The 21,902-nt window shown below is 70.3% G+C and carries 18 protein-coding genes, 1 pseudogene and 1 riboswitch; of the genes and pseudogenes, 8 read left to right on the forward strand and 11 right to left on the reverse strand.

Features of this window, described 5'->3' with window-relative positions; all coding sequences use genetic code 11:
- Positions 1–96: 96 nt before the first annotated feature.
- Positions 97–942, reverse strand: a pseudogene (locus ACWD0Y_RS07730) (helix-turn-helix domain-containing protein); the annotation flags it as partial.
- A gap of 168 nt (positions 943–1,110) precedes the next feature.
- Between ACWD0Y_RS07730 and ACWD0Y_RS07735 the strand changes: the two are divergent.
- Positions 1,111–1,710 (forward strand): NADPH-dependent FMN reductase, encoded by a 600-nt coding sequence (locus ACWD0Y_RS07735; protein WP_450259494.1) that lies wholly within the window; start codon positions 1,111–1,113, stop codon positions 1,708–1,710.
- Here ACWD0Y_RS07735 and ACWD0Y_RS07740 read toward each other — a convergent pair.
- The 5 genes from ACWD0Y_RS07740 to ACWD0Y_RS07760 all read right to left on the reverse strand — a co-directional run bounded on the left by ACWD0Y_RS07740 (position 1,707) and on the right by ACWD0Y_RS07760 (position 9,001).
- A complete protein-coding gene (locus ACWD0Y_RS07740; protein WP_176710014.1) occupies positions 1,707–2,723 on the reverse strand; it encodes a ribonucleotide-diphosphate reductase subunit beta in 1,017 nt (338 codons plus the stop codon). The two genes, ACWD0Y_RS07735 and ACWD0Y_RS07740, sit on opposite strands and share 4 nt — an antisense overlap.
- Complete coding sequence (locus ACWD0Y_RS07745) at positions 2,723–5,134, reverse strand: ribonucleoside-diphosphate reductase subunit alpha (protein ID WP_450259495.1); 2,412 nt, start codon at positions 5,132–5,134, stop codon at positions 2,723–2,725. Before ACWD0Y_RS07745 ends, ACWD0Y_RS07740 begins: the two co-directional genes overlap by 1 nt.
- 140 nt (positions 5,135–5,274) lie before the next feature.
- A riboswitch (cobalamin riboswitch) is annotated at positions 5,275–5,398 on the reverse strand.
- 264 nt (positions 5,399–5,662) lie between these two features.
- On the reverse strand, positions 5,663–5,866 hold the full coding sequence (locus tag ACWD0Y_RS07750; protein ID WP_450259496.1) for a YbdD/YjiX family protein: 204 nt from the start codon (positions 5,864–5,866) through the stop codon (positions 5,663–5,665).
- Positions 5,863–8,076 (reverse strand): carbon starvation CstA family protein, encoded by a 2,214-nt coding sequence (locus tag ACWD0Y_RS07755; RefSeq protein ID WP_450259497.1) that lies wholly within the window; start codon positions 8,074–8,076, stop codon positions 5,863–5,865. Before ACWD0Y_RS07755 ends, ACWD0Y_RS07750 begins: the two co-directional genes overlap by 4 nt.
- A gap of 160 nt (positions 8,077–8,236) precedes the next feature.
- Positions 8,237–9,001: a GntR family transcriptional regulator gene (locus tag ACWD0Y_RS07760; RefSeq protein ID WP_450259498.1), complete on the reverse strand. Its 765-nt coding sequence runs from the start codon at positions 8,999–9,001 to the stop codon at positions 8,237–8,239.
- A gap of 284 nt (positions 9,002–9,285) precedes the next feature.
- Here ACWD0Y_RS07760 and ACWD0Y_RS07765 point away from each other — a divergent pair, with 284 nt between their 5' ends.
- The 4 genes from ACWD0Y_RS07765 (at position 9,286) to ACWD0Y_RS07780 (ending at position 14,125) form a co-directional block, all read left to right on the forward strand.
- Positions 9,286–10,572 carry an extracellular solute-binding protein gene (locus ACWD0Y_RS07765; RefSeq protein ID WP_450259499.1) on the forward strand — a complete coding sequence of 429 codons (1,287 nt, stop codon included), beginning with the start codon at positions 9,286–9,288 and terminating at the stop codon, positions 10,570–10,572.
- A gap of 128 nt (positions 10,573–10,700) precedes the next feature.
- Positions 10,701–11,729, forward strand: a complete 1,029-nt coding sequence (locus tag ACWD0Y_RS07770) for a carbohydrate ABC transporter permease (RefSeq protein ID WP_450259500.1) — start codon at positions 10,701–10,703, stop codon at positions 11,727–11,729.
- Positions 11,730–11,752: 23 nt separating this feature from the next.
- Positions 11,753–12,595 carry a carbohydrate ABC transporter permease gene (locus tag ACWD0Y_RS07775; RefSeq protein WP_450259594.1) on the forward strand — a complete coding sequence of 281 codons (843 nt, stop codon included), beginning with the start codon at positions 11,753–11,755 and terminating at the stop codon, positions 12,593–12,595.
- Between the two features lie 9 nt (positions 12,596–12,604).
- Positions 12,605–14,125 carry a glycoside hydrolase family 3 protein gene (locus ACWD0Y_RS07780; protein ID WP_450259501.1) on the forward strand — a complete coding sequence of 507 codons (1,521 nt, stop codon included), beginning with the start codon at positions 12,605–12,607 and terminating at the stop codon, positions 14,123–14,125.
- Between the two features lie 85 nt (positions 14,126–14,210).
- On the opposite strand, the gene nagB is transcribed toward ACWD0Y_RS07780, so the two are convergent.
- Complete coding sequence (gene nagB / locus ACWD0Y_RS07785) at positions 14,211–14,996, reverse strand: glucosamine-6-phosphate deaminase (RefSeq protein ID WP_450259502.1); 786 nt, start codon at positions 14,994–14,996, stop codon at positions 14,211–14,213.
- 155 nt (positions 14,997–15,151) lie between these two features.
- Between nagB and ACWD0Y_RS07790 the strand changes: the two genes are divergently transcribed.
- Both ACWD0Y_RS07790 and ACWD0Y_RS07795 read left to right on the forward strand, forming a co-directional pair.
- Positions 15,152–16,198, forward strand: coding sequence for an SIS domain-containing protein (locus tag ACWD0Y_RS07790; protein ID WP_450259503.1), 1,047 nt, complete (start codon positions 15,152–15,154; stop codon positions 16,196–16,198).
- A 324-nt stretch (positions 16,199–16,522) separates the two neighbouring features.
- Complete coding sequence (locus ACWD0Y_RS07795) at positions 16,523–17,989, forward strand: sensor histidine kinase (protein WP_450259595.1); 1,467 nt, start codon at positions 16,523–16,525, stop codon at positions 17,987–17,989.
- A gap of 166 nt (positions 17,990–18,155) precedes the next feature.
- On the opposite strand, the gene ACWD0Y_RS07800 is transcribed toward ACWD0Y_RS07795, so the two are convergent.
- Together ACWD0Y_RS07800 and ACWD0Y_RS07805 are read right to left on the reverse strand one after the other, a co-directional pair.
- On the reverse strand, positions 18,156–18,413 hold the full coding sequence (locus ACWD0Y_RS07800) for a WhiB family transcriptional regulator (RefSeq protein WP_004937597.1): 258 nt from the start codon (positions 18,411–18,413) through the stop codon (positions 18,156–18,158).
- 317 nt (positions 18,414–18,730) lie between these two features.
- Positions 18,731–19,699, reverse strand: a complete 969-nt coding sequence (locus ACWD0Y_RS07805) for a diacylglycerol/lipid kinase family protein (RefSeq protein WP_450259504.1) — start codon at positions 19,697–19,699, stop codon at positions 18,731–18,733.
- Between the two features lie 73 nt (positions 19,700–19,772).
- Between ACWD0Y_RS07805 and ACWD0Y_RS07810 the strand changes: the two genes are divergently transcribed.
- Entirely contained in the window at positions 19,773–20,204 is a 432-nt protein-coding gene (locus ACWD0Y_RS07810; protein WP_450259505.1) for a hypothetical protein, read from the forward strand.
- 47 nt (positions 20,205–20,251) lie between these two features.
- On the opposite strand, the gene ACWD0Y_RS07815 is transcribed toward ACWD0Y_RS07810, so the two are convergent.
- A complete protein-coding gene (locus tag ACWD0Y_RS07815) occupies positions 20,252–21,274 on the reverse strand; it encodes an RNA polymerase sigma factor SigF (RefSeq protein WP_450259506.1) in 1,023 nt (340 codons plus the stop codon).
- Positions 21,271–21,684 carry an ATP-binding protein gene (locus ACWD0Y_RS07820; RefSeq protein ID WP_093799113.1) on the reverse strand — a complete coding sequence of 138 codons (414 nt, stop codon included), beginning with the start codon at positions 21,682–21,684 and terminating at the stop codon, positions 21,271–21,273. Before ACWD0Y_RS07820 ends, ACWD0Y_RS07815 begins: the two co-directional genes overlap by 4 nt.
- Positions 21,685–21,902: the final 218 nt, after the last annotated feature.

Here is a 21,902-nt window from a genome sequence, read left to right on the forward strand (position 1 = left end):
CGCAGCCGACCGCGCCGAACCAGCCGATCGTGGTGCGCCAGCCGATCCGGTCGCTGACCACTCCGAAGAGCAGGTTGAAGAAGATGTTGGTGGCGGGACCGCGCGCAGCGCCCCCGGCCGGCGGCCGGTGAGGCGGTCGAGGGCGGCGGCCGTGCTGTCGTCGGCGGGCAGGTGGACGAGGAGGCGCTGGTCGTCGTCGGCGGGCAGTTCGAGCGTCTCGTACGCCAGCCTCAGCTCACCCGCCTCGGGGTGGAGCAGGCGCGTGATGCCGCTGGACCTGGGAAGCCCCGGCAGGGTGTCCACGCGTCCGGTGAATTCGGGGCCGCCGGTGACGGCCAACTCGTCGGCGAGCAGGGCGACATGGCCGTCCGCCCGGAAGGGGCCCTGCTTGAGGGCCGCGACCTGCTCGTCGGCGACGATGCCCCAGTCGGGGTACGTGCTGCGTGCCCGGGGATCGGTGAACACGTAACGGGCCAGGTTCGGCGGGCTGCCGTCCAGCAGGCCGACCGGGCCCGCCAGCCGCTCGTACCCCGCCGTCCAGGCGAGGACCTCGCTCAGCCGGTTGACCAGCACGGCGGGGGCGGGATCGAGGCGGTCGAGCAGGGCCCGCACGGTGGGGCGCACCGTACGGACGGGGGAGGCGCCGCCCATGCAGGTGAAGCCGGCGTCGGCGCCCTTGACGAGGCGGTGCATGTGGATGCGCTCGCTCGCGGCCAGCCCGAGCGCGTCGGCCAGCGCGGACAGTACCTGCGGGGAGGGGCGGCGGTCGCGCCCCTGCTCCAGACGCGTCACGTACTCGACGCTGACGCCCGCGAGCGTGGCCAGCTCCGAGCGGCGCAGACCCGGCGTGCGGCGGCGGGCGCCGGCGGGCAGGCCCACCTCGGCGGGGGTGACGGCTTCGCGGCGGGTGCGCAGGAAGAGGCCCAGCTCGTTGTCGCTCACCCGGTGAACGTAACACCGGCCCCCGGCCGGATCGTGGCCCTGCCACTACCAGTCACGGCCCGGCCTTCCTGGTCCCGGCTCCGCCCGGCAGATTGACGGAGGCGGCCCCCGGAGCGCGGGTCGCCTCCGCACTTCGTACGCCTCGTACGCCGGACAAGGAGCACAGCCATGCCCAGTGAGACCCTCAGCCTCGCGGTGATCGTCGGAAGCGTCAGGGAGGGCCGGTTCGCCCCGGTGGTCGCCGACTGGTTCGTCGGACAGGCCCGGGAGCACGGCCGGTTCGAGGTGGACCTCGTCGACCTGGCGGACACGCCGATTCCGCTGGAGCTGCCGCCCGTGCCGCCGGCGATGGAGCCGGACCTGCCCCGCCCCGCGAGCATGGAGCCCCTCACCCGCCGGCTCGCGGCGGCCGACGCGGTGGTCGTGCTGACACCGGACTACAACCGCAGCTTCCCGGCCTCGCTGAAGGCCGCCGTCGACTGGCACTACACCGAGTGGCAGGCCAAGCCGGTCGGCTTCGTCGGCTACAGCGGGGCCAGCGGCGGTCTCCTGGCCATCGAACAGCTCCGCCAGGTCTTCAACGAGCTCCACGCCCACACGGTCCGCGACTACGTCTCGTTCCCCCGGTACTACGAGCTCTTCGGCCCCGACGGGACCCTGAAGAACCCGGAAGGGCCCAACGGCGCCGCGAAGGTCATGCTCGACCAGCTTCTCTGGTGGGGCACGGTCCTCCGCGACGCCAGGCGCGACCGCCCGCTCGCGGTCTAGAAGTCGTCGTCGAAGGCGACCGAGCCCTCGACCGCGACCTGGTACGCCGACGGGCGGCGCTCGAAGAAGTTCGTCAGCTCCTGGACGCCCTGGAGCTCCATGAAGGAGAACGGGTTCTGCGAGCCGTACACCGGGGCGAAACCGAGGCGCTCCAGGCGCTGGTCGGCGACGCACTGGAGGTACTCGCGCATCGACTCGGTGTTCATGCCGGGCAGGCCGTCACCGCACAGGTCGCGGCCGAACTGGAGCTCCGCCTCGACGGCCTCCTTCAGCATGTCCGTGACCTGCTGCTGGAGGGCGTCGTCGAAGAGGTCCGGCTCCTCCTTGCGGACGGTGTCCACGACCTCGAACGCGAAGTTCATGTGCATCGTCTCGTCACGGAACACCCAGTTGGTGCCGGTCGCCAGGCCGTGCAGCAGGCCGCGCGAGCGGAACCAGTAGACGTACGCGAACGCGCCGTAGAAGAACAGTCCCTCGATGCACGCCGCGAAGCAGATCAGGTTCAGCAGGAAGCGACGGCGGTCGGCCTTCGTCTCCAGGCGCTCGATCTTCTCGACCGAGTCCATCCACTTGAAGCAGAACTGCGCCTTCTCGCGGATCGAGGGGATCTCCTCCACCGCGTCGAACGCCGCCGCGCGGTCGTCCGGGTCGGGGAGGTAGGTGTCCAGCAGCGTCAGGTAGAACTGGACGTGCACGGCCTCCTCGAAGAGCTGGCGCGAGAGGTAGAGGCGCGCCTCGGGGGAGTTGATGTGCTTGTAGAGGGTCAGCACCAGGTTGTTGGAGACGATCGAGTCGCCCGTCGCGAAGAACGCGACCAGCCGGCCGATCATGTGCTGCTCACCGGGCGAGAGCTTCGCGAGGTCGGCGACGTCCGAGTGGAGGTCGACCTCCTCCACCGTCCAGGTGTTCTTGATCGCGTCCCGGTAGCGCTCGTAGAAGTCCGGGTAGCGCATGGGGCGCAGCGTCAGCTCGAAGCCCGGGTCGAGAAGGTTCTTGTCGGGGTTGGTCGACATTACTGGCACGCCTCGCAGGACTCGGGGTTCTCAAGGGAGCAGGCGATCGCGTCCGCGTCGGGCGCGGTGGCCTGCTGTACGGGGATGGGGGTGGCGGGCGCCGCGGCCGCCGCGCCGGAGCCGGCGGCCCGGGCGATGCGGGTCGCGGGGCGCGAGCGCAGGTAGTACGTCGTCTTCAGCCCCTTCTTCCAGGCGTACGCGTACATCGAGGAGAGCTTCCCGATGGTCGGCGTCTCCAGGAAGAGGTTCAGGGACTGCGACTGGTCGAGGTACGGCGTACGGGCCGCCGCCATGTCGATCAGGCCGCGCTGCGGGATCTCCCACGCGGTGCGGTAGAGCGCCCGCACCTCCTCGGGGATCCAGCTGAAGCCCTGCACCGAGCCGCTGGACTCGCGCAGCGCCTCGCGGGACTGGGCGTCCCAGACGCCGAGCTTCTTCAGGTCCTCCACCAGGTAGGCGTTGACCTGGAGGAACTCACCGCTGAGCGTCTCGCGCTTGAAGAGGTTGGAGACCTGCGGCTCGATGCACTCGTACACGCCCGCGATCGACGCGATGGTCGCGGTCGGAGCGATCGCGAGGAGCAGGGAGTTGCGCATTCCGGTCTTGGCGACACGGGCGCGCAGCGCGTCCCACCGCTCGGGCCAGGTGACCTCGACGCCGTAGTGGTCGGGGTGCAGGACGCCGCGCGCCGCGCGGGTCTTCTCCCAGGCCGGGAGCGGGCCGCTGACCTCGGCGAGGTCGCAGGACGCCTCGTACGCGGCGAGCATGATGCGCTCGGCGATCCGCGTGGAGAGGGCGAGGGCCTCGGGGGAGTCGAAGGGCAGGCGCAGCTTGAAGAAGACGTCCTGGAGACCCATCGCGCCCAGGCCCACCGGACGCCACTTGGCGTTGGAGCGGCCGGCCTGCTCGGTCGGGTAGAAGTTGATGTCGACGACGCGGTCGAGGAACGTGACGGCCGTACGGACGGTCTCGTCCAGGCGCTCCCAGTCGATGTCGCCGTTCCCGGTCACGAACGAACCGAGATTGACGGAACCGAGGTTGCAGACGGCCGTCTCCCCGTCGTCCGTGACCTCCAGGATCTCGGTGCACAGGTTCGAGGAGTGGACCACCGAGCCGGGCTCCGCCGTCTGGTTCGCCGTACGGTTCGACGCGTCCTTGAACGTCATCCAGCCGTTGCCGGTCTGCGCCAGGGTGCGCATCATCCGGCCGTACAGCTGGCGCGCGGGAATCGTCGTACGGGCCAGGCCGTCCGCCTCGGCCTTGCGGTACGCCCGGTCGAACGCGTCGCCCCACAGGTCGACGAGCTCGGGAACGTCGGAGGGCGAGAACAGCGACCAGTCGGTGTCCGCGTCGACGCGCCGCATGAACTCGTCGGGGATCCAGTGCGCGAGGTTCAGGTTGTGCGTACGCCGCGCCTCCTCGCCCGTGTTGTCGCGCAGCTCCAGGAACTCCTCGATGTCCGCGTGCCACGTCTCCAGGTAGACGCAGGCCGCGCCCTTGCGCCGGCCGCCCTGGTTCACGGCGGCGACCGACGAGTCGAGGGTGCGCAGGAAGGGGACGATGCCGTTGGAGTGGCCGTTGGTGCCGCGGATCAGGGAGCCGCGGGCGCGGATACGGGAGTACGAGAGGCCGATGCCGCCCGCGTGCTTGGAGAGGCGCGCGACCTCGTGGTAGCGGCCGTAGATCGAGTCGAGCTCGTCGAGCGGCGAGTCCAGCAGGTAGCAGGACGACATCTGCGGGTGGCGCGTACCGGAGTTGAAGAGCGTGGGCGAGGACGGCAGGTAGTCCAGGCGGCTCATCAGGCGGTACAGCGCGGCGACCTCGTCGGCGGCCTCGGGGGAGTCGTCCTTGGCCAGACCGGACGCCACGCGCAGCATGAAGTGCTGGGGCGTCTCGATGACCTGACGGGTGATGGGGTGGCGCAGGAGGTAGCGGCTGTAGACCGTGCGCAGGCCGAAGTAGCCGAAGCGGTCGTCGGCGGCCGGGTCGGCCAGCGCGTCGAGGCGGGCCGCGTGGGCGGACACGAACTCGGCCGTACGGTCGGCGATCAGGCCCTCGCGGTGGCCGACGGAGACCGACTCGGAGAAGGTGCGGACGCCCTGCGTCGCCGCCTCGTCCCGGATCGTGCGGGTCAGCAGCCGGGCCGCGAGGCGGGAGTACGCCGGGTCCTCGGAGATCAGCCCGGCGGCGGCGTCGGTGGCGAGGCCCCGCAGCTCGGCCGCGTCCGACGCCGCGTTGCGGCCGCGCAGGGCGGCCGCGGCGACTCTGCCCGGGTCGGTGTCGGGGAGGTCGGCGGTCAGGTCGGTGAGGGTCCGCAGGAGCGCGGTCCCGGGGCCGTCGGACGACTGCGTCGACTCCGTTGAACCCGTCGGCTCCGTGGCAGTTGCCGGATCGGCTGGCGCGATGGTCACGGGGTGCTCTCCCTCGCTCGGCTCGGGGCCGGCGGGGAACGGGGGGCGTACGGGCACGCCTCACCCCTGAGGGGCGGCACACCACGCAGCGTCCACCGGCCCAACCGCGAGGCCCGGACGTGTCGGTATCCGGTTCGGTCGAGCCGGATACGCCGTCGGCAGGTCCTCGGACTCCTGGGTGCGCAAAAGCGTACCGATCACACCGTTGCGGGACAGTTCCGGATTCGCACCGGATTCCCCTGCGGCGACAGCGAGGTTGAGCATACATGTGGGGGCGGCTGGGTGTTGCACCCCCCAGATGTTGTGTCGGGTGGCCGATGTCATGGCGAGGGCGGAAATTTCTCCTCCCCGTCCGTGGCCGGAAAAGGGCACGCTCCGGGCCCCCTGGCACAGCCTCCGGCCGCGTGCCCCCAGGCGCCGGGCGGGCCTGACGCGGTGCGCGGGTGCGGTGGATTCCCTGCTTCGCGCGGGACACGCGAACGGGCCGCCGCACCCCCCGGAGGGGACGCGGCGGCCCGTGGGAATCGCTCAGCAGCAGCGGAAGCCCTCGCGGGGGTCCGCCTCCCGGGCGTCCGTGCGGCTGCGTTCGAACGCGCGCCGGGACATGACCGGCGCCTCGGGGTCGCAGGACCTCGCGTGCGCCACGTACCGGTCGTACGCCGCCTCGCCGGTCAGTTCGCGGACGTACCAGCGGATCCGGCCCGCCGCGCGGCGCACGCCCGTCAGGGTCATTCGGGGGTCCCCGCGCCGGCCGCCGCGGCCTCCTTGCGGGTGTCGCCCTCCGGACCGACGCCGGCCGCGGCCAGCTCGGCCTTCTCCTCCTTGGTCGCGATGATCGAGGCGGGGGCGACGATCCTGGACTCGACGTACGGCGCCTCGTGGAGCTTGACGCTCTCGGGGGCGCGGACGGCCTTGAGGCAGACCCGGCCGGCGTCCGCGAGCACCACGAGGATGAGGACCGCGAAGAGTGCGCACAGCACGCCGTCGACCGTCGAGTTGGTGACCACGGTGTGCATCTGGTCCATGTTCTTGGCGGGCGGCAGCACCTGGCCCGAGTCGATGCCCGCCTGGTACTTGTCGCGCTGGGCGAAGAAGCCGACCTTCACGTCGTCCGAGAAGATCTTCTGCCAGCTGGCGGTGAGCGTGACCGCCACGTCCCAGGCGAGCGGTACCCCGGTGACCCACGCCCACTTCAGACGGCCGGACTTGACGAGCAGCACGGTGCAGACGGCGAGGGCGACGGCGGCCAGCAGCTGGTTCGCGATGCCGAACAGCGGGAAGAGCTGGTTGATGCCGCCCAGCGGGTCGTGCACGCCGACCCACAGGAAGTAGCCCCAGCCGCCGACCACGACCGCGCTGGCGAACCAGACGCCCGGCTTCCAGCTGACCTCGCGGAACGGCTTGTAGACGTTGCCCAGCATGTCCTGGAGCATGAAGCGCCCGACGCGGGTGCCCGCGTCCACCGTCGTGAGGATGAACAGCGCCTCGAACATGATCGCGAAGTGGTACCAGAACGCCTTCATGGCGGTGCCGCCGACGACCGCGGAGAAGATCTCCGACATGCCGAGCGCAAAGGTCGGCGCGCCACCGGTGCGCGAGAGCAGGCTCTGCTCCTCGACGTCCTTCGCCGCCTGGGCGAGCGCCTCCGGGGAGATGGAGAAGCCCAGGTTGGTCACCGCTTCGGACGCCGCCTGGACGCTGTCCCCGACCACGCCGACCGGCGAGTTGATGGCGAAGTACAGACCCGGGTCGATGATGCACGCCGTGATCATCGCCATCACCGCGACGAACGACTCGGTCAGCATCGCGCCGTAGCCGATCATCCGGATCTGCGTCTCCTTCTGGACCATCTTCGGGGTGGTGCCCGAGGAGACCAGGGAGTGGAAGCCGGAGAGCGCGCCGCAGGCGATGGTGATGAAGACGAACGGGAACATCGAGCCGGCGAAGACGGGGCCCGTGCCGCTGGTCGCGAAGTCGGTGACCGCGGGCATCTTCATCGTCGGCAGCGCGATGAAGACGCCGAGGGCGAGCAGCCCGATCGTGCCGACCTTCATGAAGGTGGAGAGGTAGTCGCGCGGGGCCAGCAGCAGCCACACCGGCAGGACCGAGGCGAGGAAGCCGTACACGATCATCCAGATGACGAGCGTGCCCGGCTCCAGCGTGAACGTGTCCGCCCACGAGGACTCCGCGACCCAGCCGCCCGAGACGATCGCGAGCAGCAGCAGCGCGACGCCGATGACGGAGACCTCGCTGACCCGGCCGGGACGCAGGATGCGCAGGTAGACGCCCATGAAGAGGGCGATCGGGATGGTCATGCCGATGGAGAACACGCCCCACGGCGAGTGCGCGAGCGCGTTCACGATGACCAGGGCGAGCACCGCGAGCAGGATGATCATGATGGCGAAGACGGCGACCAGGGCGGCGGCGCCGCCGAACGGCCCTATCTCGTCCCGTGCCATCTGGCCGAGCGAACGGCCGTCGCGGCGGGTGGAGAAGAAGAGCGTCACCATGTCCTGGACGGCGCCGGCGAGGATGACGCCGACGATGATCCATATCGTGCCGGGCAGGTAGCCCATCTGCGCGGCCAGCACGGGACCGACCAGCGGGCCCGCGCCCGCGATGGCGGCGAAGTGGTGGCCGAACAGCACGCGGCGGTCGGTGGGGTGGAAGTCGACACCGTTGTCGAGCCGCTCGGCGGGGGTGGCCCGGTTCTTGTCGACCTTCAGGACGCGGTGGGCGATGAAGCGGGAGTAGAAGCGGTACGCGATGGCGTACGAGCCGAGGGCCGCCGCCAGCATCCAGGCGGCGGAGACCTCTTCACCGCGCGAGAGGGCGAGCACGGCCCAGGCGATGGCGCCGACGAGGGCCACGGCGCCCCATACGGCGATGGACTTCGGGGACAGTGCCCGTTGCCTCTCGGCTGGCGATGTCGACTCCGGCATGACGATCCGTCCCCTCGCGCGATCTCTACTCGTAACGTGCGCGAAATCTAGGTGCTGTGACCGCCGTCCGTAACCCCCTGTCCGCATATCGGTACGGACACGGCCCGACCACCGCAGGTCAGAGCCGTACCAGAACACCGCCCGGACGGCGGCCGCCGCGTCAGTCCGTCGGCCGCTTCAGATTGGCCACGAACTTGTAGCGGTCGCCGCGGTAGACCGAGCGCACCCACTCCACCGGCTCGCCGTTCCCGTCGATCGAGTGCCGGGACAGCATCAGCATCGGCAGGCCCACGTCCGTACCGAGCAGCCCGGCCTCGCGCGGGGTGGCCAGCGAGGTCTCGATCGTCTCCTCGGCCTCGGCGAGGTGGACGCCGTACACCTCCGCCAGCGCCGTGTAGAGCGACGTGTACTTGACGAGCGAGCGGCGCAGGGCCGGGAAGCGCTTCGCCGACAGGTGCGTCGTCTCGATCGCCATCGGCTCACCGCTCGCGAGCCGCAGCCGCTCGATCCGCAGGACCCGCCCGCCCGTGCCGATGTCGAGCAGTCCGGCGAGGGTGTCGTCGGCGGTGACGTAACCGATGTCGAGGAGCTGGGAGGTGGGCTCCAGGCCCTGCGCCCGCATGTCCTCGGTGTACGAGGTGAGTTGCAGCGCCTGCGAGACCTTCGGCTTGGCCACGAACGTGCCCTTGCCCTGGATCCGCTCCAGACGGCCCTCGACGACCAGCTCCTGGAGCGCCTGGCGCACCGTCGTGCGCGACGTGTCGAACTCGGCGGCCAGGGTCCGCTCCGGCGGTACCGGGGTCCCGGGCGGCAGGGTTTCGGTCATGTCCAGCAAATGCCGCTTGAGCCGGTAGTACTTGGGCACGCGCGCGGTACGTGCCGGCGCTGTGCCCTCGGTCTCCGTGCCGCCCCCGTCCGTGGCCATGCCCCGCCTTCCCGACTTCTGTGCTGCTGCCGTCACCGGCTCCTCCGACTGTCGCGGCTCACATGGTGGCACGGCCTCGTCACGGGGCGACGCCCTTCCTCAGGTGTCGGTCCGATAACGGACGCGAGAGCCCTTCTTATACACCCTTGACACCCCTAAAGGTCTAGGCCAAGCTCCCGGTACTGGTCTAAACCATTAAAGACCAGAACCCGGCCCCGGGCAGTACATCGGCGTAAGTCTTCGCGGTGGGCAGGGGGTTGCAGGCATCCCTGAGGAGTGATGGCGTGAAGCGCAAGCTCGTCGCGGCGATAGGCGTCGCGGGCATGATGGTCGGCATTGCCGCGTGCGGTTCGGACGACGGCGGCTCCGGCGGCAAGTCGTCCGGAGACGGCAAGTCGGTCACGGTCTGGGTGATGGACGGTTCGGCTCCCGACGACTGGATGGCCGGTGTCAACAAGGAGTTCGAGGCCAAGCACCCGGGCGTCAAGGTCAAGGTCGAGAAGCAGCAGTGGAACGGCATCCAGGAGAAGCTGACCACGGCCCTCTCCGAGGACACCCCGCCGGACGTCGTGGAGCTCGGCAACACCCAGACCGCCGGTTACGCGGTCACCGGCGGCCTCGCCGACCTCACCGACGACAAGGCCGATCTCGGCTACGACGGCTGGAACAAGGGGATGGTCCCCGCGGCCGAGCTGGACGGCAAGCTCTACGCCGCCCCGTGGTACGCCGCCAGCCGCGCGGTCGTCTACGACAAGAAGATCTTCAAGAAGGCGGGCGTCAAGCCGCCGAAGACGCGCGACGAGTGGGTCGCCGGCCTGGAGAAGATCAAGAAGTCCGACAGCAAGATCCAGCCGCTCTACCTGCCGGGGCAGAGCTGGTACGTCTACGCCGGTTTCGTGTGGGACGAGGGCGGCGACCTGGCGGCCCGGGACGGCGAGCAGTGGAAGGGCGCCCTGTCCTCCCCCGAGGCGGCCTCCGCCATGAACTTCTACAAGAAGCTCCAGTCGTTCTCCACGGCTCCGAAGGACAAGGACGAGGCGACGCCGCAGCAGTCGACCGACATCGTCCCCAAGGGCGGTGTCGCGTCCTGGATCGGTCTCGGCTGGGAGGCCGGCGGCGCGATCGCCGCCATCGAGAAGGCGGGCGACAAGGCCGACTTCGGCTACTTCCCGATCCCGGGCAAGACCGCCGACAAGCCGGGCAGCGTCTTCCTCGGCGGCTCGAACCTGGCCGTCGCCGAGCGCTCGCAGAACAAGGACCTGGCCAAGGAGTGGCTGGCCCTCGCCGCCGGCAAGGACCAGATGGCGAAGTACGCGAAGGCCACCGCCGGCGCGCTGCTGCCGAACAACGACGCGGCCCAGTTCGAGCCGGAGGCCGGTTCGTTCGCCGAGGCCATGGCGAAGTCCGCGTCCGTCGGCGAGGTCACGCCCGTCACGCCGGGCTGGGCGAACGTCGAGACCGAGCCGAACCCGATCAAGGACTACATGACGAAGGTCCTGAAGGGCGAGGACGCCAAGAAGGCCGGTGAAGCGGCCGACAAGGTCATCACCGAGCGTCTCGGCCAGGAGTAGCCGTATCCCGTGGTGCGGCCGGCGACCACCCGTCGCCGGCCGCACCACCCGGGCATGCAGTGACGGCGGCCCCGCGTGGGCCGCAGACCCGTTGGGCGCGGGTGCCCAGAACCGCGAGGAAGAAGACCATGACCGTGCACTCCCAGGGAGTGGCGGCCTCCGCACTGGAGGACGCCCCCGGAAAGGCGGCCGGGAAGTCACAGACTCCACCGCCCGCCTCCGGATCCAGGAAAGTCCCTCAGCCTCCTCGTGGCAGAGGCAGACGATCGCTGCCCGCCGGGCTGTTCCCGTACCTGCTGCTGGCACCGGCGGTCGTCTCCGGCGCCGTGCTGCTGCTCTACCCCCTCGTCCGCAACCTGATCCTGTCCTTCCAGGAGGTCGGACGCAGGGAGCTGATCACCCGGGAGACCGTGTGGGCGGGCTTCGCCAACTACACGGACCTGCTCACGGATTCCGAGTTCTGGACCGTGGCCGTCCGGTCCCTCCTGTTCACCGCGGCCAACGTCGTGCTGATCATGGGCATCGGCTCGCTCATCGGCATCCTGCTCAACCGCCTCGGCAAGAAGATGAGGCTGGTGCTGTCGGTGGCCCTGGTCACCGCCTGGGCCATGCCGATCGTCGCCTCCGTCACCGTCTTCAAGTGGCTCTTCGACGAGCAGTTCGGCATCGCCAACTGGATCATGCGCACCCTGGGCGTCTCCGGCTACGAGCAGCACAACTGGTTCGAGACCGGGATGGCGACCCTCACCATCGTCACCGTGCTCGTGGTCTGGGGCTCGATCCCGTTCGTCGCGCTCAACATGTACGCGGGCCTGACGACCATCGGCAACGAGCTGTACGAGGCGGCGCGGATGGACGGCGCGACCGGCTGGCAGACCTTCTGGGCGGTCGTCTTCCCCAGCCTGAAGCCGTTCTTCCTGATCACCACCTTCCTGGAGATCATCTGGGTCTTCAAGGCGTTCACGCAGGTGTACGCAATGAACGCCGGCGGCCCCGACCGGGAGTCCGAGACCCTGCCGGTCTTCGCCTACATCGAGGGCCAGGGCCAGTTCCACTACGGCGTCGCCGCGGCGGTCTCCGTGCTGACCATCGTGATGCTGATCGCCATCATGTCCTTCTACTTCCGCCTGATCCTGAAGCAGGAGGAGGAGCAGTGAGCAACGTGTCCTCTGATCTCCGTGTGCCGCGCCGCAACAGACGGCCCGTCCGTCCGTCCGCGATCGGCAAGAACCTCCTCGCGCTCGCTCTGGCGGCGGTCTTCCTCTTCCCGGTCTACTGGATGTTCTCGTCCTCGCTGAAGCCCCAGAGCGAGATCCTCTCCAAGGACCCGGTCTTCCTCTTCACGCCGACCCTCGACAACTACACGAAGGCGACGGGCGTCGACCTGTTCTGGACGTACGTCCTCAACAGCATCACCGTCACCGTCGGCGCGGTCTTCCTGGCCCTCGTCGTCGCCCTGGCCGCCAGCTTCGCCATCGCCCGGATGAAGTTCCGGGGCCGCAAGGGCCTGGTGCTGGCCGTGATGATGGCTCAGATGGCGCCCTGGGAAGTCATGGTCATCGTGATGTACCTGATCGCCCGGGACGGCGACATGCTGAACAGCATCCCGCTCCTCACCGCGATCTACTTCGTCATGGTCCTGCCCTTCACCATCTGGACCCTGCGCGGTTTCATCGCCGCCGTCCCGGTGGAACTGGAGGAAGCCGCGCTGATCGACGGCTGCAACCGCGGCCAGGCCTTCATCAAGGTGGTCTTCCCCCTGCTGGCACCGGGCCTGATGTCCACCTCGCTCTTCGGCTTCATCACGGCCTGGAACGAATTCGCCATGGTCCTGATCCTCAACAAGGACAAGGAAGCCCAGACGCTGACCCTCTGGCTCACGCAGTTCCAGACGGCGTTCGGCAGCGACTGGGGCGCGACGATGGCGGCCTCCTCCCTGTTCGCCCTCCCCGTCCTCGTCGTCTTCCTCTTCCTCCAACGCCGGGCCGTCGGCGGCATGACCGCCGGTGCAGTGAAGGGATAACGCGCGACCATGACCACTCTCGCTCCTCGCACCGACACCCTCACCCGCGACGCTCTCGCCGTCCTCCAGCCCGGCTTCCAGGGCACCGCCGCCCCCGACTGGCTGCTGCGCCGGGTCGGCGAGGGCCTGACCTCCGTCGGTCTCTTCGGGCGCAACATCGCGTCCCCGGCGCAACTGGCCGCGCTCACCGCGCAACTGCGCGCCGAACGCGACGACGTGCTCGTCGCGATCGACGAGGAGGGCGGCGACGTCACCCGCCTGGAGGTCCGCCACGGCTCCTCGTTCCCCGGCAACCTCGCCCTCGGCGCCGTCGACGACACCGCCCTCACCCGGGACGTCGCCCGTGAACTCGGCCGCCGGCTGGCCGAGTGCGGCGTCAACCTCAACTGGGCGCCGTCCGCCGACGTCAACTCCAACCCGGGCAATCCGGTCATCGGCGTACGCTCCTTCGGCGCCGACCCGCAGCTCGTGGCCCGGCACACCGCGGCGTACGTCGAGGGCCTCCAGGCCGCCGGTGTCGCCGCCTGCACCAAGCACTTCCCGGGCCACGGCGACACCGCCGTCGACTCGCACCACGCGATGCCCCGCATCGACGTGGACTTGGACACACTGCACGCCCGTGAGCTGGTGCCTTTCCGGGCGGCGATCGCCGCGGGTTCCAAATCTGTCATGAGCGCGCATATTCTGCTCCCTGCGCTCGACCCGGCCCGTCCGGCCACTCTGAGCCCGCAGATCCTCACGGGTCTGCTGCGCGAGGAACTCGGCTACGACGGGCTGATCATCACCGACGGCATGGAGATGCAGGCCATCTCCGCGACGTACGGCATCGAGCTCGGCAGCGTCATGGCGATCGCCGCCGGCGCCGACGCGATCTGCGTCGGCGGTGGGCTGGCGGACGACGGGACCGTGCTGAGGCTGCGCGACGCGCTGGTCGCGGCCGTGCGGGACGGCGTACTGCCGGAGGAGCGGCTGGCCGACGCGGCGGCGCGCGTGCGCGCGCTCGCGGGCTGGACGCGGCAGAGCAGGGGGGCCCGGGGGGTTTCGGGGCCGGGCGCGGCTTCACAGGAGGGGACCGCGCCCGGCACCGGCATCGGCCTGGTGGCCGCGCGCAGGGCGCTGCGGATCACCCGGAGCGCCGGTTTCGCTCCCGTCACTTCCGCCCCGTACGTCGCGGCCTTCGCCCCCGTCGCCAACATCGCCGTCGGCGACGAGACGCCGTGGGGGATCGCCGCCGAGCTGGCGCGCCTGCTGCCGGGCACCACGACGGGCACGTACCACAGCGGGAACTCCGCGCCGGAGCAGGTGATCGGGGCCGCGGAAGGCCGCCGGATCGTCGCGGTCGTACGCGATGTCCACCGCCACCCGTGGATGGCCCTCGCGCTGGAGGCGCTGACCGCCGCCAGGCCCGACACCGTCGTGGTGGAGATGGGCGTGCCGCAGGCGCAGCCGCGCGGAGGTCTGTACATCGCGACGCACGGCGCCGCGCGGGTGTGCGGCCGGGCCGCCGCCGAGGTCGTCGCCGGCGTCTGACCGGTACGGCGGAGTGCCGGGATCCGGGGGGATCCCGGCACTCCGCCGTGTCCGGGGAAGTCCTGGGGAAATCCCCGGGGGAGTCCTACAGGCCCTGCCAGACCGGCTTGGCCGCGTACGTCGCGCGGAAGTAGTCGGCGAGCTTCAGCTTGGACGCCGCGGCCTCGTCGACGACGACCGTCGCGTGCGGGTGCAGCTGGAGCGCGGAGGCCGGCACCAGTGCGGCGACCGGGCCCTCGACGGTCTGCGCCACGGCATCGGCCTTGCCCTCCCCGGTGGCGAGCAGCACCAGGTGGCGGGCCTCCAGGATGGTGCCGATGCCCTGCGTGATGACGTGGTGGGGCACCTGGTCGATGTCGCCCTCGAAGAAACGCGCGTTGTCGACGCGGGTCTGCTCGGTCAGCGTCTTGATCCGGGTGCGGGAGGCCAGCGAGGAGCACGGCTCGTTGAAGCCGATGTGCCCGTCGGTGCCTATGCCGAGCAGCTGGAGGTCCACGCCGCCGGCCTCGCCGAGGGCGCGGTCGTACGCCTCGCACGCGGCCTGGATGTCCTCGGCGGAGCCGTCGGGGCCCATGAAGGACGCCTCGGTCAGGCCGAGCGGCTCCACGACCTCGCGCAGCACGACGGAGCGGTACGACTCGGGGTGCCCGGCGGGCAGCCCGACGTACTCGTCGAGCTGGCAGATCCGCGCGCGCGACGCGTCGACCTCGCCCGCGCGGACCTTGGCCGTCAGGGCTTCGTAGATGGGCAGCGGGGACGAACCGGTGGCCACGCCGAGCAGCGCGTCGGGCTTGCGGCCCAGCAGCCGGCCGATGCTCGCCGCGATGAGCTCGCCGCCGGTCCTGGCGTCCGGAACGATGACAACTTCCACGCTGAGCCTGCCGATCTGAGAAGGGGATCCGTCATGTGGTATAGACCAATCTAGCAGAGGCGGGGACGTGTGCCGGGTGGTCTTCGCCATGCGCGGGCCCGTATTTCCATGGTCGACTGAGACGCGCCGATCGTCACCTTTTGGAGGCATCCAGCATGGTCGAACAGCCGGGCAGGATCATGTCCGCCGAAATCGCCGAGCAGCCCGCGGTGCTGCGACGGATCCTCGGAGCCGGCGCGCCGGAGATCCACGAGACGGCCCGGACCATCGCCGCGAAGAGCCCGCGCTTCGTCCTCCTCGCCGCCCGCGGCACGTCCGACAACGCGGCGCTCTACGCGAAGTACCTGCTGGAGATCCGGCTCGGCCTGCCCTGCGGCCTGACCTCCATGTCCACGACGACCGCCTACGGCGCGCGGCCCGACCTCAGGGACGTCCTGGTCGTCACGGTCAGCCAGTCCGGCGGCTCGCCCGACCTCGTGGCGTCCGCCAGGGCGGCCCGCGAGGCCGGCGCGATCACGCTCGCCGTGACCAACAACGCGGACTCGCCGCTGGCGGCGGTCAGCGAGCACCACATCGACATCCTGGCGGGCCCGGAGAAGGCCCTGCCCGCCACCAAGACGTACACCGCCTCGCTCCTCGCCCTCCACCTCCTCGTCGAGGGCCTGCGGGGCGGAGACGGGCCGGCCGCGGCGGCCCTGCCGGACCTCGCCGACCGGATCCTGGCCCGCCGGGACGAGGTCAGGCAGCTGGCCGGCCGTTACCGGTTCGCCGAGCGCATGGTCATCACCTCGCGCGGCTACGGCTACCCGACGGCCAAGGAGGCGGCGCTCAAGCTCATGGAGACGAGTTACATCCCCGCCCTCTCCTACTCCGGCGCCGACCTGCTGCACGGCCCGCTCGCCATGGTCGACAACATCTCCCCGGTCATCGCCGTCGTCACGGCGGGCAAGGGCGGAGAGGCCCTCCAGCCCGTCCTGGACCGGCTGCGCGGCCGCGGCGCCGACCTGATGGTGGTCGGACCGAGGGCCCGGGTCGACGAAGCCTCGGCCGGTTTCGTACTCTCCATGGAAGGCGTCGCCGAGGAGCTCCAGCCGATCCTGGAAATCCTCCCGCTCCAGCTCCTGGCGTACGAAGTGGCGATCGCCCGAGGCCAGGACCCGGACCACCCGCGCGCCCTGGCGAAGGTGACGGAGACGCACTGATCCGGCGCGTCCGGCGGGAAGCCCTGCAAACTGGGTGACGCACATGCATGGACAGGGAGAATGGTCTAGTCCACAATGCACAGATAAAGCCTCCGCCCTCCCCGCACAGGAAGGCGGAACGAGGTACCGGCGCTCTCTGCCCTGACTGCACCGGGACCTCTCGACGGCCGCGCGGGACCGCACACCCGCCGGCCAGCGGATACCCCAGCCCCTCGCGGGCTGGGGAAAGACTCCGGGCTGCGGTGCCGGGCGGGCTGAGGGTCCCGGCCGGCGCCGTGGCCATGGGGTCGCCCGAGCGAAGGTACGCTCGCACACGTGCCCTCCATGAACGACCTCGTCCGCCAGCACACCGCTCTGAGTGAGACCGACCTCGAGTGGCTCCATCTGTTGGTCTCGGAGTGGCAGCTGCTCTCCGACCTCTCCTTCGCCGACCTCGTCCTGTGGGTTCCCACCCTCGACGGGACGCGCTACGTCTCCGTCGCGCAGATGCGGCCCAACACCGGCCCCACCTCCTACCAGGACGACATGGTCGGCCACCTCGTCCCGCGCGGCCGCCGCCCCCTCCTCGACGCGGCCCTCGACGAGGGCCGGATCGTGCGCGAGGGCGACCCGGAGTGGCGGGAGGAGGTCCCGGTCCGGGTCGAGTCGATTCCCGTACGCCGCGAAGGGCGCGTCCTCGGCGTCATCGCCCGCAATACGAACCTGCTGACCGTACGCACCCCCAGCCGCCTGGAGCTGACGTACCTCCAGAGCGCCTCCGACCTGGCCCAGATGATCGCCGCCGGGGCCTTCCCCTTCCCCGGCCAGCAGGTCGACATGGACGCCTCGCCGCGCGCCGGCGACGGGCTGATCCGGCTCGACGCGGACGGCATCGTCCAGTACGCGTCGCCGAACGCCCTGTCCGCGTACCACCGTCTCGGCCTCGCCTCCGACCTGGTCGGAAACCACCTCGGCCAGGCCACCGCCGAACTCGCCCCGTCCCGCGGCCCGGTGGACGAAGCCCTGGTCAAGCTGGCCAGCGGCTACGCCCCGCGCGAGACCGAGGTCGAGGGGGACAGCGGGGTGATCCAGCTGCGCGCGATCCCGCTCAAGCCCAAGGGCACGCGGATCGGTTCGCTCGTCCTGTGCCGCGACGTCACGGAACTCCGTCGGCGCGAGCGGGAGTTGATCACCAAGGACGCCACCATCCGGGAGATCCACCACCGGGTGAAGAACAACCTCCAGACGGTGGCGGCCCTGTTGCGGCTCCAGGCGCGCCGGATGGACTCCGAGCAGGGCCGCGAGGCGCTCAACGAGGCGGTGCGCCGCGTCGGCTCGATCGCGATCGTCCACGAGACGCTCTCGCAGAACCTCGACGAGCGCGTCCAGTTCGACGAGATCGCCGACCGGGTGATCGCGATGGTCGCCGAGATCTCGCCGGGCAAGGTCGACTGCCGCCGTGCGGGCCGCTTCGGCATACTCGACGCCGAGGTCGCGACGCCGCTGGCGATGGTCCTCACCGAGGTTCTCCAGAACGCGCTGGAGCATGCCTTCGCACCGGGGGAGCGGGGTACGGTCGAGGTGGCCGCCGTGCGCGGCAGCGACCGCAAGGACGCCCGGCTGCTGATCACCGTTCAGGACGACGGCCGCGGACTGCCCGAGGGGTTCGACCCGAAGCGGACCGGCAACCTGGGCCTGCAGATCGTACGGACGCTGGTCGAGGGCGAACTGGGCGGGACCTTCGACATGGTCCCGGCCCCCGAGCGCGGCACCCGGGTCGTACTCGACGTACCCGTACGCGCCGACAAGTAACGCCGGACCGGGGCGGAAAAGCGGCGAGCCCCGGACCGAAGAACGGTCCGGGGCTCAAAGCTCACGTTGCTATGCGCATCGGGGGGTACTGCGCGCTGCGGCTCGGGGCGGGTGGTACGTACGCGCTGTACGCGCCGCCAAGCTGAGGCTCGTGCGGGGTGGTGGCTCAGGCGGTCGCGTTACGCGCCCGGTTGCGGGCGGCACGGCGCTTCATTGCGCGGCGCTCGTCCTCGCTGAGGCCACCCCAGACGCCGGAGTCCTGACCGGACTCGAGCGCCCACTGCAGGCACTGCTCCATGACGGGGCAGCGGCGGCAGACGGCCTTGGCTTCCTCGATCTGCAGCAGCGCAGGACCGGTGTTGCCGATGGGGAAGAACAGCTCCGGGTCTTCCTCACGACAAACGGCGTTGTGACGCCAGTCCATGGCTGCTACCTCTCCTTGGTATTACGTGCTGGTGCTTGTGAATGTGAACGCTTTCACGAATCCCTCCGCAAGTGAAGGGCCGACTGCCAGTTACCTGGTGTGGGTCCTGTGTGCAAGGAGGGGTTCTGGCTTTCAGTGGAGGCTGGTGTTGCGGGCCGTCCCGATCGCCATGTAGAGATTCCCAAACCTCGGCGGCGGATACAACCCCTTCCGGGAAGTTTTTTTTGATTCCTCGGTGTCGGGTAGGTCACAGCCGTACTTCTAAGGGGTGTAACCCAGCCCGTACGTTCGAGTTAAAGGACTTTTGCGCCTTCCGCTCACACAATCACACGCAGTGCACGGCGTACGCCTGTGAACGTCACGCTCGTACGCAGCCCCAAGTGGTCACCGTCCATCTGGAAGGGGAGGGGCGCCTTCGAATGCAAGGTGAAGTCGGTCAGATCGTGCAGCGTCACCGCGTGCTTGCCATGGGGTCCGCGCTCGGGCGACGAGGTCAGCAGCTGGGTCGCGTAACGGGCCACGGCGGGGGTGGACAGCTTGCTCAGCCCGAGCACGTCGAGCGCCTTGTCGAAGGAGGCTTCCGGGGACGCGTACATCGGACGATTGCCCAGGTAGGTCCAGGGGGCGGTGTTGCAGACTATGGACAGCACGAGGTCTTCCACCGGGTCGTGGCCGGGGCGCTCCATGGTGATCAGGCCCTGTCGGCGGTGCGGTTCCATCAGGAACTGGCGTACCACCTGGCGCACGTAGAGGGCGTGCGTCGAACGCTTTCCGCGCTCCCTCTGCTGCTCGACCCTGCCGATCACTCCGGCGTCGAAACCGAATCCCGCGCAGAACGTGAACCAGCGGGCCGGCACCGATTCGTCCTCGGTTCCCGGGGTACCCGCCGCCAGACCGAGGCCGACCGTGCGTTCGCTGCGGGTGCGCAGCGCGTCCAGGATGGCGCCGGTCGCCTCGACGGCGTCGTTGGGCAGGCCGAGGGCGCGGGCGAAGACGTTCGTGGAGCCGCCGGGGACGACGGCCAGGCGCGGCAGCCGCTGCGGGTCCGGGCCCTCGTGCAGGAGGCCGTTGACGACCTCGTTCACGGTGCCGTCGCCGCCGAGTGCCACGACCAGCTCGATGTCCTCGCTCTGCGCGGCCCGCCGGCCCAGGTCGCGGGCGTGCCCGCGGTACTCGGTCGTCACGGCTTCCAGCTTCATCTCGCTGGCAAGGGCATGAATCAAGACATCACGGGTGCGCGCACTGGTGGTGGTAGCTGCCGGATTGACCACGAGGAGTGCACGCATGCGCGCCAGACTACCCAGTGGGGGGAACCTGGCCCAGACCTGGTCCGCCGAGGCGGGCGGTTACGCTGCAAGGGTGAGCAATGAGCAGACTCCCGCACCCGTCGCAGGCCCCCGCCCCACCCGGCTGACCGCAGCGGCGGCGCTCGCCGCGCTGGAGGGCCTGGCGCTGGTCGCCGGCGGCGTGTACATGCTCGTGATGGGGCTGCTCGGCAGTCCGGACAGGCCCGAGCAGGCGGAGATGGGCGGTGTGACGCTGATCGTCCTGGCGCTGCTGCCGCTGCTGGCCGCGCGCGGACTGCTCAAGCGCCGCGCGTGGAGCCGCGGGCCCGCCATCATCACGCAGCTCATGGCGCTGCCGGTGGCCTGGACCCTGCTGCGCTCCGAAGGGTCCCTGCTGATCCCGGCCGGCATCGCCCTCGCGGTGGTGGCCGTCGCCTCGCTGGTCCTGCTGGTCAACCCCGAGACGAACCGGGCGCTGGGCATCCGCGGCCCCCGCGACGCGTAACGCCGCGGGACGTCCGGCCGGCCGTACGGGTCGTACGGCCGCGGGGACTACTCCTCGACCAGGAGCCTTTCGCGGAGCTGGGCCAGTGTGCGCGCGAGCAGCCGTGAGACGTGCATCTGGGAGATGCCGACTTCCGTCGCGATCTGCGACTGCGTCATGTTGCCGAAGAAACGCAGCAGCAGGATGCGCTTCTCACGCGGCGGGAGGCCTTCGAGGAGCGGCTTCAGCGACTCCCGGTACTCGACGCCCTCCAGCGCCTCGTCCTCGGCGCCCAGGGTGTCCGCGACCGCCGGGGAGTCGTCGTCGGTGTCGGGGACGTCCAGCGACAGCGTGCTGTACGCGTTGGCGGACTCCAGGCCCTCCAGGACCTCTTCCTCCGAGATGCCCAGGCGCTCGGCCAGCTCGTGCACGGTCGGGGACCGGCCGTGCTGCTGGGAGAGCTCGGCCGTGGCCGTCGTCAGCGACAGGCGCAGCTCCTGGAGGCGCCGGGGCACCCGGACGGCCCAGCCCTTGTCGCGGAAGTGCCGCTTGATCTCGCCGACGACGGTCGGGGTGGCGTACGTCGAGAACTCGACGCCGCGCTCCGGGTCGAACCGGTCCACCGACTTGATCAGGCCGATCGTGGCGACCTGGGTGAGGTCGTCGAGCGGCTCGCCGCGGTTGCGGAAGCGGCGCGCCAGGTGCTCGACCAGGGGGAGGTGCATGCGCACCAGCCGGTTGCGCAGCTCCGCCTTCTCGGCCGACCCGTCCGGCAGCTCGCGCAACTCGATGAACAGCGCGCGCGCACCACTGCGGTCGTTCGGATCGTGACGTCCGTGCTCCGTGGAGTGCTGTCCGTGCTCGCTCATATGGCCCGCCCGCTCTGCCTGCTCCGCCGCCACCGTGCCCACCGGGCCGTCCGCCGGCCCGTCGGCCACCGGTCCGTCGACCGGGTGGGGCCGGGCCTGCTGTTCAGGGATGCCCGCAGGTGCGGGCGCAGGCCCGGCCTGTCCGGCCGCGGCCTCGCGCCCTCCCGTCGGCGCCTGTGGGCTGAGCTCCTCGTTCCACACCGGCCCGTCCCCGTTCCTCACGCCGGCCCGGGTCCCGCGCCGCGCTGTTTGTACAGGCTGATGGTGACCGTACGGTCCTCGGCGACCGTGGAGTCGACCTTGCCCGCCAGTGCCGAGAGCACCGTCCAGGCGAAGGTGTCGCGCTCCGGTGCGCGTCCGTCGGTGGTGGGGGCCGAGACCGTGACGTCGAGTGAGTCTCCGACGAGCCGGAAGACACAGCTGAGGACGGAGCCCGGCACGGCCTGCTGGAGCAGGATCGCGCAGGCCTCGTCGACCGCGATGCGCAGGTCCTCGATCTCGTCGAGAGTGAAGTCCAAGCGCGCCGCGAGTCCGGCCGTGGCCGTACGCAGCACGGACAGATAGGCACCTGCAGCGGGCAGCCGGACTTCCACGAAGTCCTGGGTCCCGGGCTCGCCTGCGATCTGGGACACCCTCACCTCCAAGGTGGCACAAGCTCTTTCGGGGGCCCGGGAGGGAGCGTCCCCCCGGAGCCACGCGGTACGTCGTTCGCCGGTGACGCTATCGCGATCCATTCTGCCGTGTCGCCGGACCCCCGTCCGAGACCGTCACTCATGGTAAGCATATGAGTACGTACAGTGGCTAGGGGTGTGCGGCGCCCAATTGGAAAGTACCGGCGCCGGATTGACGT

The sequence above is a fragment of the Streptomyces altiplanensis genome, assembly GCF_053591575.1.